2 protein-coding genes (1 of these 2 only partly in view) are annotated in these 18,188 nt (G+C 72.7%); both read left to right on the top strand.

Features of this window, described 5'->3' with window-relative positions:
* Positions 1–6,498, top strand: the end of a protein-coding gene (locus tag CP978_RS29105) for a non-ribosomal peptide synthetase (protein ID WP_052454351.1). Its footprint begins 7,677 nt before the window's first position; 6,498 of the gene's 14,175 nt are visible here — the last part of the coding sequence; its start codon lies off the left edge, out of view; it ends in the stop codon at positions 6,496–6,498.
* Entirely contained in the window at positions 6,492–18,188 is an 11,697-nt protein-coding gene (locus CP978_RS29100; protein ID WP_043445725.1) for a non-ribosomal peptide synthetase, read from the top strand. The genes CP978_RS29105 and CP978_RS29100 overlap by 7 nt, the downstream gene beginning before the upstream one ends.

Here is an 18,188-nt window from a genome sequence, read left to right as displayed (position 1 = left end):
CGGCAGCAGGTGCTGCACGACTTCAACGCGACCGCGCACGACGTGCCGCGGGGCACCGTCGCCGAGCTGTTCGCCCGTCAGGCCGCCGTCTGCCCGGACGCGGTGGCGATCAGCTACGACGGCACCGAGCTGAGCTACGCGCAACTGGACGCCGAGGCCGGCCGGCTGGCGCAGCTGCTGCTCCGCAGGGGCATCGGAGCCGAGGACGTGGTGGCGGTCGCCCTGCCGCGCACGCCGCGCCTGGTGGTCGCCCTGCTCGCGGTGGTCAAGGCCGGTGCGGTCTATCTGCCGGTCGACCCCGCCTATCCGGCCGAGCGCATCGCCTTCATCCTCGCCGACGCCGGGCCGGCCGTACTGCTGACCGAGGGAACCGCTGCCGCCGGGCTGCCCGGCTCCGACGTCCCGCGGGTGCTGCTGGACGACGCGGAGGTGCACGCCGAACTGGCCGCGCTGCCGGACACCTCGCCGGACGCCGGACGGACGGCCTCCCCGGCCGGCGCCGCCTATGTGATCTACACCTCCGGTTCGACCGGCACACCCAAGGGCGTGGTGGTCCCGCACGAGGGGATCGGCAGCTTCGGCGCGATCCGCGAACAGTTCGGCCTCGACGCGAGCAGCCGGATGCTCCAGTTCGCCTCCTCCAGCTTCGACGCCGCCGTCTGGGAGGTGCTCGCACCGCTGCTGGTCGGCGGCGTCCTGGTGATGGCCCCCGCCGACGATCTGGCGGTCGGTGAACCGCTGGCCGCGCTGCTGGCCCGGGAGCGGGTCACCCACGCCAACATCCCGCCGGCCGCGCTCGCGGTGCTGCCGCCGGGCGCGCTCCCGGACGGCATGAATGTGATCGTCGCGGGTGAGGCGTCCGCGCCCGGCCTGATCGCCCGCTGGGCGGACGGCCGGCGGCTGCTCAACGCCTACGGCCCGACCGAGGCGACCGTGTGCGCCACCGTCAGCGAACCGCTCACCGCGGGCGTCAACCCGCCGATCGGCCGCCCGCTCTGGAACGTGCGGGTGCTGGTCCTCGACGAGGCGCTGCAACCGGTTCCGGTCGGCACGCCCGGTGAGGCCTATCTGGCCGGCGCCGGGCTGGCCCGCGGCTATGCGGGCCGGCCGGGTCCGACCGCCGAACGCTTCGTGGCCGACCCGTACGGTCCAGCCGGGTCCCGGATGTACCGGACCGGCGATCTGGTCCGCTGGCTGCCGGACGGCAATCTGGAGTTCATCGGCCGCGCCGACGACCAGGTCAAGATCCGTGGTTTCCGGATCGAACCGGGCGAGATCGAGTCATGGCTCGTCGCCCACGCCGATGTGGCGCAGGCCGCCGTGCTCGCCCGGGAGGACGAGCCGGGCGAGAGACGACTGGTCGCCTATGTGGTCGCCGGGGAGGGCCGTACGGCGCCCTCGGCGGCGGCGCTGCGGGAGCATGTCGCCGCGCGGCTGCCCGAGTACATGGTGCCGTCGGCCTTCATGGTGCTCCCGGCCCTGCCGTTGACCCCCAACGGGAAGGTCGACCGCAGGGCGCTGCCGGCGCCGGAGTCCAGCGGTTCGTCCGGTGGCCGTGCCCCGCGCGACGAGACCGAGGCCGGGCTGCGGCGGATCTTCGCCGAGGTGCTCGGCGACGAGGACATCGACGTCGAGGCGAACTTCTTCGAGCTCGGCGGGCACTCCCTGCAGGCGACCAAGCTGGTCAGCCGGATCCGCAGCGAGTTCGCCGCCGAACTTCCGCTGCGCGACTTCTTCGAGAACCCGACCGTGGCCGGGCTGGCCGTGCTGATCGGCGGGGCCGGGGACGCCCGGCGCACCGTGGTGCCGCAGCCGCGTCCCGAGCATGTCCCGCTGTCGTTCGCACAGCGCCGGCTGTGGTTCCTCAACCGCTTGGAGGGCCCCAGCCCCACCTACAACATCCCGCTGTCCATGCGGCTCACCGGCGCTCTCGACGTCGAGGCGCTGCGGGCCGCCATCGGTGACCTGGTGGCCCGGCACGAGAGCCTGCGCACCACGTTCCCCGAGTCCGACGGCACACCCCGCCAGGAGATCCTGGACCCGGCGGCGGCGACACCCCGGCTGCGGATCACCGACGTCGGACCCGACGGGCTGGACGCGGCGGTCGCCGCGGCCGTCGCCCACGGCTTCGACCTGGCCGCCGAACTGCCGGTGCGGGTGGACCTGTTCACCGTGGGGCCGCGCGACCATGTGCTGGTCTTCCTGGTCCACCACATCTCCTGCGACGGCTGGTCGCTGGGCCCGCTGCTGCGCGATCTGTCCGACGCCTACCGGGCCCGGACGGCCGGACGGGCGCCGCAGTGGACGCCGCTCGCCGTGCAGTACGCCGACTACGCCCTCTGGCAGCGCGACGTACTGGGCAGCGAGGACGACCGGGACTCACGGCTGGCGGCGGAGCTGGACCACTGGCGGGAGCGACTGGCCGGCATGCCGGAGGAGCTGGCGCTGCCGACCGACCTGCCGCGCCCGGCGAGGCCCAGTCACCGGGGCGACCTGGTCCGGCTGCGTCTGGAGCCCTCGCTGCACCGTGCGCTGGCCGAGCTGGCGAAGACTGCCGGGGCCAGCCCCTTCATGGTGCTGCAGGCGGCGCTCGCGGCGCTGCTCGACCGGATCGGCGCGGGCCCCGACATCCCGCTGGGGACCACGGTGGCCGGGCGCACCGACGACGCCCTGGACGAGCTGGTGGGCTTCTTCGTCAACACCCTGGTGCTGCGCACCGACACCAGCGGCGACCCCAGTTTCCGGGCGCTGGTGGAGCGGGTGCGGCGCACCGACGTCGCCGCCTTCGAGAACCAGAACGTGCCCTTCGAGCGGCTTGTGGAGGTGCTCTCCCCCAGCCGCTCGATGTCCCGGCACCCGCTGCTCCAGGTGATGCTCAACCTGCTGAACACCCCGCCCGCCGAACTGGACTTCGGCGACGACCTGGCCATCGCCCAGCAGCCCAACGGCCTGCGGGTGGCCAAGTTCGACCTGGCGTTCAACCTGGCCGAGACGGTGGACGCGGACGGGCGGCCGGACGGCATCGTCGGTGTGATCGAGTACAGCACCGACCTGTTCACCGAGGGCACCGTACGGTCGCTGGCGGACCGGCTGGTCGCGCTGCTGGAGCGGCTGCTGGCCGAGCCGGACCGGCCGATCGGCGAGCACGACCTGCTGACATCCGGCGAGCGGGAGCTGCTGCTCGGCGCCTGGCGCGGCGCCGAGCCCGAGGCCCCGGCGGGCACCCTGGCCGAGCTGTTCGAGGCGCAGGCGGCACGCACCCCGGGGGCGACCGCCCTGTGGTGCGAGGGCGAGACGACCAGCTATGCCGAGCTGAACGAGCGGGCCAACCGGCTGGCCCATGAGCTGATCGCCCGCGGGGTCGCCCCGGGCGGTGTCGTCGCGGTCGCCGTGCCGCGCTCCCCGCAGCAGGTCACCGCGTTCCTGGCGGTGGCCAAGGCGGGCGCCGTCCATCTGCCGGTCGATCCGGAGTACCCGGCCGAGCGGGTGGCCTTCATGCTCGCGGACTCCGCACCGGCCGCCCTGCTCGCCACCGAGGCGTCCCACGGTCTGCTGCCCGCCGCACCGGCCGTGCCGGCCTGGGTGCTGGACGAACCGGGCTTCGCCGCCTCGGTGGCCGCACGTCCGGCGACCGACCCGGCGGCGGCGGGGACCGTGGACGGTCCCGCCTATGTCGTCTACACCTCCGGTTCGACCGGCCGCCCCAAGGGCGTGCTGGTCGGGCACCGCGGTCTGGCGTCGTTCGTGCACAGCCATGTGGAACGGCTGGGCCTGAACGGCGAGAGCCGGGTGCTCCAGGTGGTGTCGACCAACTTCGACGTGTCGGTGGGCGATCTGGCGATGGCCCTGCTCTCCGGGGCCGCGCTCGCCCTGCCGGGCCCGGACCGTGAACTGATCGGCGAGGGCCTCGCCGACGCCCTCGAGGCCGCCGAGGCCACCCATGTCATGCTGCCCGCCCCGCTCCTGGGCACCCTCCCGGAGCGGGACCTGCCCGGCCTGCGCTGCATCGTCTCCGGCGGCGAGGCGCTCTCGCCGGGCCTGCTGGCCCGCTGGGCGCCGGGACGCACCGTGGTCAACGCCTACGGGCCGACCGAGACCACCATCGCGGCCACCCTCAGCGACCCGCTGTCCGGCGACACCACTCCGCCGATCGGCCGCCCGGTCGCGGGCACCCGTGTGACGGTGGTCGACGAGCGGCTGCGGCCGGTGCCTGCGGGCGTCGCCGGTGAGCTCTGCGTCGCCGGCTCCGGAGTGGCGCTCGGCTATCTGGGCCGCCCGGCGCTGACCGCGGAGCGGTTCGTGGCCGACCCGTTCGGCCCGGCAGGATCCCGGATGTACCGGACCGGCGACCTGGTGCGCTGGAACGCCTCCGGACAGCTGGAGTTCGTCGGACGCTCCGACCAGCAGGTCAAGATCCGCGGCTTCCGGGTGGAACTCGGCGAGATCGAGACCGTGCTGCTCGCCCGGCCCGGCGTCGCCCAGGCCGCGGTGATCGTGCGGGAGGACCAGCCGGGCCTCCGGCGGCTGGTGGCCTATGTGGTGCCGGACGAGGGCGCCGAACTGCCCGACCAGGCCGTACTCCGCAAGGACGTCACGGCCGCGCTGCCCGACTATATGGTTCCCGCCGCCTTCGTCGTCCTGGACGCGCTGCCGCTCACCGCGAACGGCAAGCTGGACCGCGCCGCACTGCCGGCTCCGGAGTTGGACAGCGGGGTGCCGGGCCGTGACCCGGCCACCGAACGCGAGGCGGTGCTGTGCCGGATCTTCGCCGAACTGCTCGGCCGGGAGACCGTCGGGGCCGACGACGGCTTCTTCGACCTCGGCGGCGACAGCATCGTCTCCATCCAACTGGTCAGCCGGGCCCGGGCGGCCGGGATCGAACTGACGGTGGCGGACGTGTTCGAGCACCGTACGCCCGCGGCGCTCGCCGGGATCGCCGAGGCCGCGGCCGAGACCCTCGCCGAGGACCCGGACGCGGGCATCGGGGAACTGCCGCTGACCCCGATCATGCACTGGTGGCGGGAGCACGGCGGCCCCATCGACGGCTTCCACCAGGCGATGGCGGTCCAGGCTCCGGCCGCGCTCGACCTCGCCGGACTGACCACCGCCGTACAGGCCGTGCTCGACCGGCACGACGCGCTGCGGCTGCGGCTGACCAGGGCGAGCGACGAGGACTGGCGGATCGAGGTACGCCCCCGGGGCGAGGTGCGCGCCGAACAGCTGGTGCGCCGGGTGGACTTCGCGGACGCCGCCGCCTCGGGTGACACCGAGACGCAGCGCGCCCTCCTCGTGGAGCACGGCCGGGCGGCCACCCGGCAACTGGCCCCGGAGTCCGGCTCGCTGGTGCGGGCTGTCTGGTTCGACGCCGGTACCGGCCGGCCGGGACTGCTACTGCTGGCCGTGCACCATCTGGTCGTGGACGGGGTGTCCTGGCGGATCCTGCTGCCGGATCTCGCCGCCGCCTGGTCCCAGGTGGCGGCCGGTCGGGAACCGGTGCTGGAGGCGGTGCCCACCTCGCTGCGCACCTGGGCCGGACGGCTGGCCGAGGAGGCCGGAAGCGGGCGCCGGATCGAGGAACTGCCGCTGTGGCGCTCGGCGCTGAGCGGCCCCGACCCGCAACTGGGCGCCCGGCCGCTGGACCGGGAGCGGGATGTGTTCGGCAGGGCCCGCACCCTGACTCTCACCCTGCCCACGGAGGTGACCGAGCCGCTGCTGACGAGCGTGCCGGCCGCCTTCGGCGCCGGCATCAAGGACGTGCTCCTCACCGCCTACACGGTGGCGGTCGCCTCCTGGCGGGCCCGGCGTCAGCCGACCCAGGGCAATGCGGTGCTGGTCGAGATGGAGGGCCACGGCCGCGAACCGGTGGTCAGGGGCGCCGATCCGGGCCGTACCGTCGGCTGGTTCACCAGTTCCTTCCCGGTGCGCCTCAACCCCGGGCAGGTGGACTGGAACGACTTCTGGGGCGGTGGCGCAGCGGTGGACGCCGTGCTCGCCAAGGTGCGCGCCCACCTCGCCGAACTGCCGGACGGCGGCATCGGCTACGGCATGCTGCGCTATCTCAACGAGCGCACCGGGCCGCAACTGGCCGCACTGGCCGCACCGCAGCTGGGCTTCAACTATCTGGGCCGGTTCGCCGCCGGCGGCACCGGTGCCGCGGCGCAGGACTGGAGTCCGCCACCCGGTGCTTCCGGGCTGACCGGTGGCGGTGACGCCGCGATGCCCATGGCGCACAGCCTCGATCTCAACGCGCAGACCGAGGACCGCCCGGACGGTCCGCGGCTGGTCGCCTCGTGGGCGTGGCCCGACGAGATGTTCGACGAGGCGGATGTGCGGGACCTGGCCGAGTCCTGGTTCCGGGCGCTGACGTCCATGGTGACGCGCGCCCGCGGTCTGACGGCGGCGCCCGCCCGGTCGGGCACTTCCACCCTGGTCCGGGTGGACCAGCAGGAACTGGACGAGTTCGAGAACGATCTGGACGACGAGGGGTTGTCATGGTGAACCAGTCGCGCATCGAGGATCTCCTGCCCTTGTCGCCCTTGCAGGAAGGGCTCCTTTTCCACTCCCAGTACGCGCAGGACGACGAGGCGGCCCTCGACGTCTACACGGTGCAGATCGCGGTGGACCTGGACGGGGCGCTGGACACGGGGCGGCTCCGTGACGCGGCCGCCGCGCTGCTGCGCCGGCACGCCAACCTGCGGGTGGGCTTCCGCCGCCGCAAGAACGGCGATCCGGTGCAGGTGGTGTACCGCGAGGTCGGGCTGCCCTGGTCCGAGGTCGACCTCACCGAGGGTCCGGCCGACCGGCAGGAGGAGCGGCTGGCCGAGCTGATGGCCGCCGACCGGGTGCGCAGATTCGACCTGCGGCGTGCGCCGTTGCTGCGCTTCACCCTGATCCGGCTGGGGGAGGACCGCTGCCGGTTCCTGATGACCAACCATCACATCCTGCTCGACGGCTGGTCGGGCCCGCTGCTGATGCGCGAGTTGTTCGCGCTCTACTCGGGCGACGAGCTGCCGGGGGTGACGCCCTACCGCGACTATCTGTCCTGGCTGGGACGGCAGGACCGGCGGGCCGCCCTCGCCGCCTGGCGCGACGCGCTGGGCGACGTGGGCGAGCCGACCCTGGTCGTGCCGGACGCCGACCGCGGCGCGGTGGTCCCGCAGGACCTGCTGGTCACTCTGCCGGAGGAGCTGAGCAGCGGGCTGGCCGAGACGGCCAGGCGCTGCGGCGTCACCCTGAACACCGTGGTGCAGGCGGCCTGGGGCGTCCTGCTGGGCAAGCTGACCGGCCGCGACGACGTCGTGTTCGGCGGCACCGTCTCCGGCCGGCCCTCGGCGGTCCCCGGGGTGGAGAACATGGTCGGCTCGTTCATCAACACCCTGCCGGTGCGGGTCTCCGCGCGGCCGTCCGAGTCCTGGGCGCGGCTGCTGGAACGGCAGCAGCGCCGACAGGTCGATCTGCTCGACCACCACCACCTCACGCTCGCCGACGCCCAGGCGCAGTCCGGGGTGACCGGCGAACTCTTCGACACCCTGGTCGTGTTCGAGAACTATCCGGTGGAGGCCGACGGTCTCGGTGAACTCGCCGAGGGCCTGAGGATCACCGGCGCGGTCGGCCAGGACGCCACCCACTACCCGCTGAGCCTGTTCCCGGCGCCCGGCCGGCGGATGCGGATCCGACTCGGCTACCGCCCCGACCTGTTCGACCGGGAGCGCGCCCAGGGCATTCTGGACGCGCTGGTCGGCGTCCTCACCCTGATCCACGCCGACCCCGAGGCGCCGGTCGGCCGGGCCCAGGCCCTCCCCGAGGCCGAACGCCACCGGCTGCTGACGGAGTGGAACGACACCGCGGTTGCCGAGGGCGCCGAATCCCTCGTCGACGCCTTCCAGCGGCATGCGGCGCTCACCCCGGACGCCGTCGCCGTGATCGACGCGGACGGCGAGGTCTCCTACCGGGAGCTCGACGAGCGCGCCGGCCGGCTCGCCCGCCGGCTCGCGGCCGAGGGCGTCGGACCGGAGTCCTGGGTCGCCGTGGCCCTGCCGCGCGGGGCCGCGCTGCTGACCGCGCTGCTCGCCGTCCTCAAGGCGGGCGGCGCCTATGTCCCGCTGGATCCCGAGTACCCGGCCGACCGGATCGGCTACATCCTGGACGACGCCCGTCCCCGCCTGCTGCTGACCGACTCGACCGTGACCGGCCTGCCCGAGGTCCCCGGGGTGCGGCGCATCCTGCTGGACGAGTCCTCCGACGACGGCGCGCTCGGCCGGCCGCCCGCCGACGCTCCGAGCGGGACCGGCCCGACCGCGCCGGTCCGTCCGGCCAACCCGGCCTATGCGATCTACACCTCCGGCTCCACCGGCCGCCCCAAGGGTGTCGTGGTCTCCCGCGCCAATATCGCCAACCTGGTCGCCGACATGCGGAACCGGTTCGGCGTAGGGGCCGCCGACCGGCTGGTCGCGGTCACCACCGTCGCGTTCGACATCGCCGCGCTGGAGCTGTTCGTGCCGCTGAGCGCGGGCGCCGGCGTGGTCATCGCCTCCCGCGACCAGGTCCTCGACCCGCCCGCGCTCGGCCGGCTGATCACCGGCAGCGGCGCCACGATCATGCAGGCGACCCCCACCCTGTGGCAGGCCCTGGTCTCGGAGCGGCCGGGGGCCCTGGCGGGACTGCGGGTCCTGGTCGGCGGCGAACCGGTCCCCGCGGGCCTGGCCGCCCGACTGCGTGAGCTGGCCGCCGAGGTCACCAATGTCTACGGCCCGACCGAGACGACGGTCTGGTCCACCTCGGCCCTGCTGAGCGACCGGCCGGGACTTCCGCCGATCGGCCGGCCGATCGCCAACACCCGTGTGTACGTCCTGGATTCGGCGCTCTCCCCCACCCCGGTCGGTGTCCCGGGCGACCTCTATCTGGCGGGCGACGGTGTGGCCCGCGGCTATGCGGGCCGGACGGGCCTGACCGCGGAGCGGTTCACGGCCGACCCGTTCGGCGCGCCGGGCTCCCGCATGTACCGCACCGGTGATGTGGCGCGCTGGGCGGACGACGGCCGGCTGGAGTTCGTCGGCCGGGTGGACGACCAGGTGAAGATCCGCGGCTTCCGGGTCGAACCCGGCGAGATCGAGGCGGTGCTGACCGAGCACGAGGACATCTCCCGGGCCACTGTGGTCACCCGGCCCGACGAGTCGGGCGAGAACCGCCTGGCCGCCTATCTGGTCCCGGCCCCCGGCCGGACGGTGCCGGCGGTGGACGTGCTGCGCGCCCACGCGGCGACCCGGCTGCCCGACTACATGCTGCCGGCCGTCCTCGTCCCGTTGGACGCGCTCCCGCTGACCCCCAACGGCAAGGTGGACCGGGCGGCGCTGCCCGCCCCCGACTTCGCCGCGCTGGTCACCCGCCAGGGCCCGCGCACCCCCCAGGAGGAGATCCTGTGCGGGCTGTTCGCGGAGATGCTCAATCTGACGTCGGTCGGCGTCCACGACAACTTCTTCGAGCTGGGCGGCCACTCGCTGCACGCCACCCGTGTGGTGAGCCGGATCAGATCGGTCTTCGAGGTCGAACTGCCGCTGCGGGAGCTGTGGGAGGCGCCCACCGTCGCCGAACTGGTGGGCCGGATCGGCGGTGCGGCCGGCGCCCGCGCCCCCCTTAGGCCGTCGGCCCGGCCGGCGGAGATCCCGCTGTCCCACGCACAGCGCCGGCTGTGGTTCATGAACCGCTTCGAGCAGACCAGCACCGCCCACAACATCGTCCTGGCGGTGCAGATCAGCGGCCCGCTGGACATCGACGCGCTGCGCACCGCCGTACGGGACGTGGTCGCCCGGCACGAGAGCCTGCGCACCGTGTTCCCGGACCGGGACGGCGAGCCGCGCCAGCAGATCCTCTCCCCGGACCGGGGCTGCGAGCTGACGGTGGTGCGTACCGGCACCGAGGACCTGGACACCGCCATCGCTGCGGCGTCCGCGCAGAGCTTCGGCCTGGCCGTCGAGACCCCGCTGCGGGTCACCCTGTTCGAGACCGGCCCGGAGGCGCACGTCCTGCTGACCGTGCTGCACCATATCGCCGGCGACGGCTGGTCGCTCGACCCGTTCTCCGCGGACCTCGCGCGCGCCTACACCTCCCGGGCCGCCGGCGAGGCGCCCGACTGGCAGCCGCTGCCGGTGCAGTACGCCGACTACACCCTGTGGAACTACGAGATCCTGGGCTCCGAGGACAACCAGGACAGTCTCATCCACCAGCAACTCGCCTTCTGGAAGGACGCCTTGGCCGAGCTGCCGGACGAGCTGCGGCTGCCCACCGACCGGCCTCGGCCGGCCGAGGCCGACCACCGGGCCGACTCGGTGCTGGTGCACCTCCCGGCCGAACTGCACCGCGATCTCGCCGCATTGGCCAGGGCGACCGGCACCACGCTGTTCATGGTGCTCCAGGCGGGCCTGGCGTCCCTGCTCTCGGTGCTCGGCTCGACGTCCGACGTGGTGCTGGGCAGCCCGATCGCGGGCCGCACCGACGACGCGCTGGAGCGGGTCGTGGGCTTCTTCATCAACACGCTGGTGCTGCGCACCGACCTGTCCGGCGACCCGACCTTCACCGAACTGCTGGGCCGGGTCCGCGAGGCGGACCTGGCGGCCTACGCCCACCAGGACGTGCCGTTCGAGCGGCTGGTCGAGGTGCTCAACCCGGAGCGCTCACTGGACCGCCACCCGCTCTTCCAGGTCTCGCTGGCTCTGCAGAACACCCCGGAGAGCAGCATGGGCCTGACCGGCCTGGACTGCACCGTACGCCAAGTGCCGGTCAAATCCACCCAGTTCGACCTCTCCCTGAGCTTCAACGAGAGCATCGACCGGGAGGGCGAACTCCAGGGGATCAGCGGCCTCGTGGAGTTCCGCCTCGATCTGTTCGACCGCTCGACCGTGGAGGGGCTGGGCGAGCGGCTGGTGCGCTTCCTGGCGGCCGTGGTCGCGGACCCGGAACTTCCGGTGCGGGCCGTCGATGTGCTCTCGGCGCCCGAGCGGCGGCGGGTGCTGGTGGAGTGGAACGACACCGCGCGTGATGATGTGCTGCCGGTGACGTTCCCGCAACTGTTCGGCGCGACCGTGGAACGGGACCCGGACGCGGTCGCGGTGATGTGCGGCACGGACTCGCTGTCGTACCGGGAGACGGACCGACGAGCCAACCGGCTGGCCCGTGTCCTGATCGACGCCGGAGTCGGGCCCGAGCGCCTGGTCGCGCTGGTCCTGCCCCGCTCGGTGGACATGGTCGTGGCCCAACTCGCCGTGCTCAAGGCGGGCGGCGCCTACCTGCCCATCGACCCCGACTACCCCGTCGACCGCATCGCATACATCCTCGGCGACGCGACACCCGCGCTCGTACTCTCCACCGGAGACATCGCCGAGCGGCTGGCCGGTGTGGGCGGCGGGGCACGCTGGTTGACCGTCGACACCGACCCGGACGTGGACAGTTCCCCGGTGAGCGCTGCCGCTCTGCGAGCGGACCACCCCGCCTACGTCATCTACACCTCAGGATCCACCGGACGCCCCAAGGGCGTCGTCGTCTCCCATCGAGGCCTCGCCGCCTTCGCCACCTCCTGCGTCGAACGCTTCACCGTCGAGGCGGACTCGCGGGTCCTGCTGTTCTCCTCGCCCAGCTTCGACGCCTCGGTACTCGAACTGTGCATGGGCGTCACGGCGGGCGCCGCCCTGATCGTCCCGCCCCCGGGCCCCTTGGTCGGTGAAGCCCTGGCGGAGGTCCTGCGTGACCATCGCATCACCCACGCCCTCATCCCCCCGGCCGCACTCGCCAGCGTCCCCACCCGAGCAGCCGACGAACTCACCCACTTCCAGACCCTGATCGTCGGCGGCGACGCCTGCCCACCCGAACTCCTCACCCACTGGGCACCCGGCCGCCGCATGATCAACGCCTACGGCCCCACCGAAGCCACCGTGGCCGTCTCGATGAGCACGCCTCTGGTACCCGGCGGGGCTGTACCGATCGGCTCCCCGGTGATCAACACCCGGGCCTTCGTCCTCGACTCCTGGTTGCGCCCCGTGCCGGTCGGTGTCGCGGGAGAGCTGTATGTCACTAGTGACGGACTCGCACGCGGCTACCTCGACCGCCCCGCACCGAGCGCCGAACGCTTCGTCGCCGCCGCCTTCGGCCCGCCCGGAGCGCGCATGTACCGCACCGGCGACATCGTCCGATGGACCCCCGAGGGCACCCTGGAGTTCGTCGGACGCACCGACGAACAGGTCAAGATCCGCGGCTTCCGCATCGAACTCGGCGAGATCGAGACCGTACTCGCCGAGGACCCCACCGTCGCCCGGGTCGTGGTGAACGCACGGGAGGACGAGGAGCACCGCAAGCAGCTCGTCGCCTATCTGGTGCCCGCCTCCGGCTCCGAGATCGACACCGCGCGGCTGCGGGAGCGGGTGGCCACCACCTTGCCGGACCATATGATGCCCGCCGCCTTCGTGGTGCTCGACGAGCTGCCGCTCACCGCCCACGGCAAGCTCGACCGCAAGGCCCTGCCCGCCCCCGAGTTCATCGCCTCCCAGGGCAGCCGGGAGCCTCGCGACGAGACCGAGCGGATCCTGTGCGGACTGTTCGCCGAGGTGCTCGGCCTGTCCGAGGTCGGGATCGACGACAGCTTCTTCGACCTCGGCGGCGACAGCATCGTCTCCATCAAGCTGGTCAGCCGAGCCCGCGCGGCCGGCGTCGAGTTCACCGCTCGGGATGTGTTCGAACACAAGACCGTCGCACGTCTCGCGGCTGCCGCCGGCCGCGCCGGGACGTCCTCCGGCAGCCGAGGGGACACCGACGGCGTCGGCTCCGTGCCGCTGCTCCCGATCATCCACTGGATGCGGGAACGCGGCGGCCCGATCCGGCGCTTCAACCAGACCATGATGGTGGTCGTCCCGGCCGAACTCGGCCTGAAGCGCCTGGAAACCGCCCTCCAGACGGTGCTCGACCACCATGACGCGCTGCGGATGCGGCTGCGCCGCACCGGCGGACTGATCTGGAACCTGGACATACCGCCCCGCGGTGAACTGCGCGCCGCCGACTGCGTCCACCGGGTGGACATCGCCGGGTTGGGCCGGGAGGAGACCGGCACCCGTATCGGCGAACACGTCCAGGCGGCCTGGGACCGGCTGGACCCGGAGACCGGCGCGATGGTGCAGGCGGTGTGGTTCGACGCGGGTCCCGGCGCCCCCGGCCGGCTGCTGCTGGTCGTGCACCACCTGGTCGTGGACGGTGTCTCCTGGCGGATCCTGCTGCCCGACCTGGCCCAGGCCTGGGCCGAGGTGGCGGCCGGCCGGACACCGGAACTGGCCCCGGTGGGCACCTCGCTGCGCACCTGGGCCCAGCGGCTGACCGAGGCCGCGCAGGACGCCGAGCGGGTCGGGGAACTGGAGACCTGGCTGGACGTGCTCGGCGACTCCGACCCGCTGCTGACGCCCCGACCGCTCGACCCGCGACGGGACATCACCGCGACCGCGCGCACGATGTCGCTGGTCCTGCCCACCGAGCTGACCGCGGCGCTGCTGACCACCGTGCCGGCCGCGTTCCACGCCCGGGTCAACGACGTCCTGCTCACCGCGTTCGGCGCGGCCGTGGCACGGTGGCGGCAGACGCACGACCGGGGCGACCACACGGGCGTGCTGATCGACCTCGAGGGCCACGGCCGCGAGGAGATCGTCGACGGCGTCGATCTGCACCGCACCGTCGGCTGGCTGACCAGCCTCTTCCCGGTCCGGGTCGACCCGGGCCCGCTGGACTGGAGCGAGTTCTGCGCCGGGGGTCCCTCGGCCGGCCGGGCCCTGAAGGAGGTCAAGGAGCAGCTGCGCAGGCTGCCGGAGAACGGCATCGGATACGGTCTGCTGCGCTACCTCAACCCGCAGACCAGCATGATGCTGGCGGGCCTGCCCAAGCCGCAGATCGGTTTCAACTATCTGGGCCGCTTCGCCATCGCGGAGGAGGAGACGCAGGCCGCGCCGGAGGAGTGGAGCCCGGCCCCGGAGTCCGGTGGACTCGGCGGTGGCGGCGACACCGATGTACCGCTGAGCCACAGCATCGACCTGAACGCGCAGACCCAGGACCGCGCCGAAGGACCCCGGCTGATCGCCGTCTGGTCCTGGGCGGACGCGCTGTTCACCGAGGAGGAGGTGCGCGAGCTCGCCGAGACCTGGTTCGAGGCGCTCGGCGCCCTGGTCGCCCATGTGGCGCGCCCGTCGGCCGGTGGCCACAGCCCCTCCGACCTCCCGCTGGTGCCGCTCACCCAGGCCCAGATCGACATGGTGGAGTCGGCCGACCCGGAGCAGCTCGAGGACGTACTGCCGCTCACCCCGTTGCAGGAGGGCCTGCTCTTCCACGCCCAGTTCGACGAGCACTCCCCCGATGTCTACAACATCCAGATCGCGGTGGACGTCGAGGGCGGCCTGGACGCCCCCGGGCTCCGAAAGGCCGCGGCCGGGCTGCTGCACCGGCACGCCAACCTGCGGGCCGCGTTCCGGCAGCAGGGGCTTGACCGTGCCGTGCAGGTGGTGCGGCGCGGGGTGGAGCTGCCGTGGCGGGAGGTGGACCTCAGTGGTCTGGCACCCGAGGAGCGGGACGCCGAACTGGCCGCGTTCATGGCCTCCGACCGCGTGGACCGGTTCGAGGTGGAACGGCCGCCGCTGTTCCGGTTCACCCTCGTCCATCTGGGCGAGAACCGCTGCCGGTTCGTCCTCACCACACATCACATCCTGCTGGACGGCTGGTCCGCGCCGCTGGTGATGCGCGATCTGTTCGTGCTGTACGCGGGCGGGGAGCTGCCCACCCCCACTCCCTACCGGGAGTATCTGTCCTGGCTGGGCCGGCAGGACCGCGGGTCGGCGCTCGCCGCGTGGCAGCGGGTGCTCGAAGGTGTCAGCGAACCGACGCTGATCGCGCCGGAGGACTCCGGCCGTCGGGCGACCGTGCCGGAGGAGTTGCTGTTCCGTGTGCCCGAGAAGCTGACCACCGCGCTGAACGCGGCGGCCCGGCGCTGCGGTGTCACGCTCAACACCGTCGTCCAGGCGGCCTGGGGTGTGCTGCTGGGACGGCTGACCGGGCGCGACGACGTGGTCTTCGGCGGCACGGTCTCGGGCCGCCCGCCGGAGATCGCCGGTGTGGAGGACATGGTCGGCCTGTTCATCAACACCCTGCCGGTACGCGTCCGGGTGCGGCCCGGCGAGTCATGGGCGGAGCTGCTGGACGGTCTTCAGAGCCGGCAGACCGAGCTGATGGGCCACCAGTACCTCGGGCTCCCGGACATCCTGCGCGCCCAGGGCGTCGATCAGCTCTTCGACACCCTCACCGTCACCGAGAACTACCCGATGGACACCGGCTCGCTCGGCAGGCCCACCGGGGGGCAGCGGATCACCGGCCTGGAGGCTCGGGACGCGAACCACTACCCGATCTCCCTGATCGCCGTTCCGACCAGCGAACTGCTGCTGAAGTTCGAGTACCGGGGCGAGCTGTTCGAGCGTGCCGAGATGGTGCGCTGGATGGACTGGCTGGTCGGGTTGATCGGCCAGTTCACGGCCGACCCGGACCGGGCGGTGAGCGACGCCGAGCTGCTGTCCCCCGAGGAACGGCACCGGGTGCTGGTGGAGTGGAACGACACCGCGCGTGATGATGTGCTGCCGGTGACGTTCCCCCAGCTGTTCGGCGCGACCGTGGAACGGGACCCGGACGCGGTCGCGGTGATGTACGGCACGGACTCGCTGTCGTACCGGGAGACAGACGAACGAGCCAACCGGCTCGCCCGCGTCCTGATCGACGCCGGAGTCGGCCCCGAGCGCCTGGTCGCGCTGGTACTCCCCCGCTCGGTGGACATGGTCGTGGCCCAACTCGCCGTACTCAAGGCGGGCGGCGCCTACCTGCCCATCGACCCCGACTACCCCGTCGACCGCATCACCTACATCCTCGGCGACGCGACACCCGCGCTCATACTCTCCACCGGAGACACCGCCGCACGGCTGGCCGGTGTGGGCGGCGGGGCGCGCTGGCTGACCGTCGACACCGACCCGGACATGGACAGTTCCCCGGTGAGCGCTGCCGCTCTGCGACCGGACCACCCCGCCTACGTCATCTACACCTCCGGATCCACCGGACACCCCAAGGGCGTGGTCGTCTCCCATCGAGGCCTCGCCGCCTTCGCCACCTCCTGCGTCGAACGCTTCACCGTCGACGCGCACTCACGCGTACTGCAGTTCGCCTCACCCAGCTTCGACGCCTCCGTGCTGGAACTCTGCACGGCCGTCGCCGCCGGCGCCGCCCTGGTCGTCCCGCCCCCCGGCCCCCTGGTCGGCGAGGCACTGGCCGAGGTCCTGCGCGACCATCGCATCACCCACGCCCTCATCCCCCCGGCCGCACTCGCCAGCGTCCCCACCCGAGCAGCCGACCAACTCACCCACTTCCAGACCCTCATCGTCGGCGGCGACGCCTGCCCACCCGAACTCCTCACCCACTGGGCACCCGGCCGCCGCATGATCAACGCCTACGGCCCCACCGAAGCCACCGTGGCCGCCACCATCAGCGCCCCCCTCGCGGCAGGCGGCCCGGTGCCCATCGGCACCCCCGTCGTCAACACCCGCGCCTATGTCCTCGACGCCCGGCTCCGCCCCACTCCGGTCGGCGTGGCCGGGGAGCTCTATGTCACCGGTGACGGACTCGCACGCGGCTACCTCGACCGCCCCGCACTCACCGCCGAACGCTTCCTCGCCAACCCCTACGGTCGGCCCGGCACCCGCATCTACCGCACCGGCGACCTCGCCCGCTGGACCCCCGAGGGCACCCTGGAGTTCGCCGGACGCACCGACGAACAGGTCAAGATCCGCGGCTTCCGCATCGAACTCGGCGAGATCGAGACCGTACTCGGCCGGCACGAGAGCGTCGGTCGGGCGGTCGTCATCGCCCGGGAGAACGACGAGGGCGCGAAGAACCTGGTCGCCTATGTGGTGCCCGCGGACGGTGCCACGGTCGAGGTGCCCCGGCTGCGTGACGCTCTGGCCGCGCGACTGCCGGACCATATGATGCCCGCCGCGTTCGTCGTGCTCGACGCGCTGCCGCTCACCCCCCACGGCAAGCTCGACCGCAAGGCCCTGCCCGCACCCGACTTCAGCCCCACCAGCTGGACGGGGCCGCGCACTCCGCAGGAGGAGATCCTGTGCGAGCTGTTCGCCGAGGTGCTGGGGCTGAGGACGGTCGGGGTCCACGACAGCTTCTTCGATGTCGGCGGCGACAGCATCATGTCGATGCGGCTGGTCACCAAGGTCCGCGCCACGTTCGGCATACGGCTGAGCATCCGCACCGTCTTCGAGGCGCCCACCGTCGCGGAGCTGGCCGACCGGCTCACGGGTGACACCGAGGGGGACACCCTGGACGTGCTGCTTCCGCTGCGCACCACCGGCGACCGGGCGCCCCTGTTCTGTGTGCACCCGGCAGGCGGCCTGAGCTGGGTCTACTCGGGCCTGATGAAGCACATCGGTGCGGACCGTCCGCTCTACGGTCTGCAGGCCAGGGGGCTCGCCGATCCGTCGGCGAAGCTGCCGGGCAGCATCGAGGAGATGGCCGCCGACTATGTCGCGCAGATCCGGAGCGTCCAGCCGAACGGTCCCTACCATCTGCTCGGCTGGTCCCTGGGCAGTCTGGTGGTGCACGCCATGGCCACCCAGCTGCGGGCCGCGGGCGAGGAGGTCGGGCTGCTCGCCAACCTCGACCAGTACCCCGTCGACCGGAGCGAGCCGGAGCCTGAGCGCCTGCCGGACCAGCAGGACGCGCTGCGGATCATGCTGGACTTCGTCGGCTACGACCTGGACAGCCTGGGCGACGAGCCGCTGGAGTACGCGACGGTGGCGGAGGTGCTGAGGGAGCGTCAGAGCGTGTTCGCCAACCTCGACGAGTCCGCGATCACCGCACTGGCCGATGTGTTCGCGAACAGCCGCACCCTGATCGGCGGGTTCGAGCCGCAGCCGCTCGACAGCGATGTGCTGGTCCTCGTCGCCGAGCCGGACGAGACGGTGCCGGCCGCGGAGCTCGCCGAACGGGCCGAACGCTGGCGGCCGTTCGTCACTGGAAAAATTGAATACAGGGTAGTGCGCTGTACCCACGCGCATATGATGCAGGCGGAACCGGCCGCGGAAATCGGCCGTGTACTCGCCGAGAAGCTCGGGGAAAGCAAGTAG

The organism is Streptomyces nodosus (genome assembly GCF_008704995.1).
Taxonomy (GTDB): Bacteria; Actinomycetota; Actinomycetes; order Streptomycetales; family Streptomycetaceae; genus Streptomyces; species Streptomyces nodosus.
Note: the sequence above shows the minus strand (reverse complement) of the source record. Positions and strands in the feature narration are given on the sequence as shown.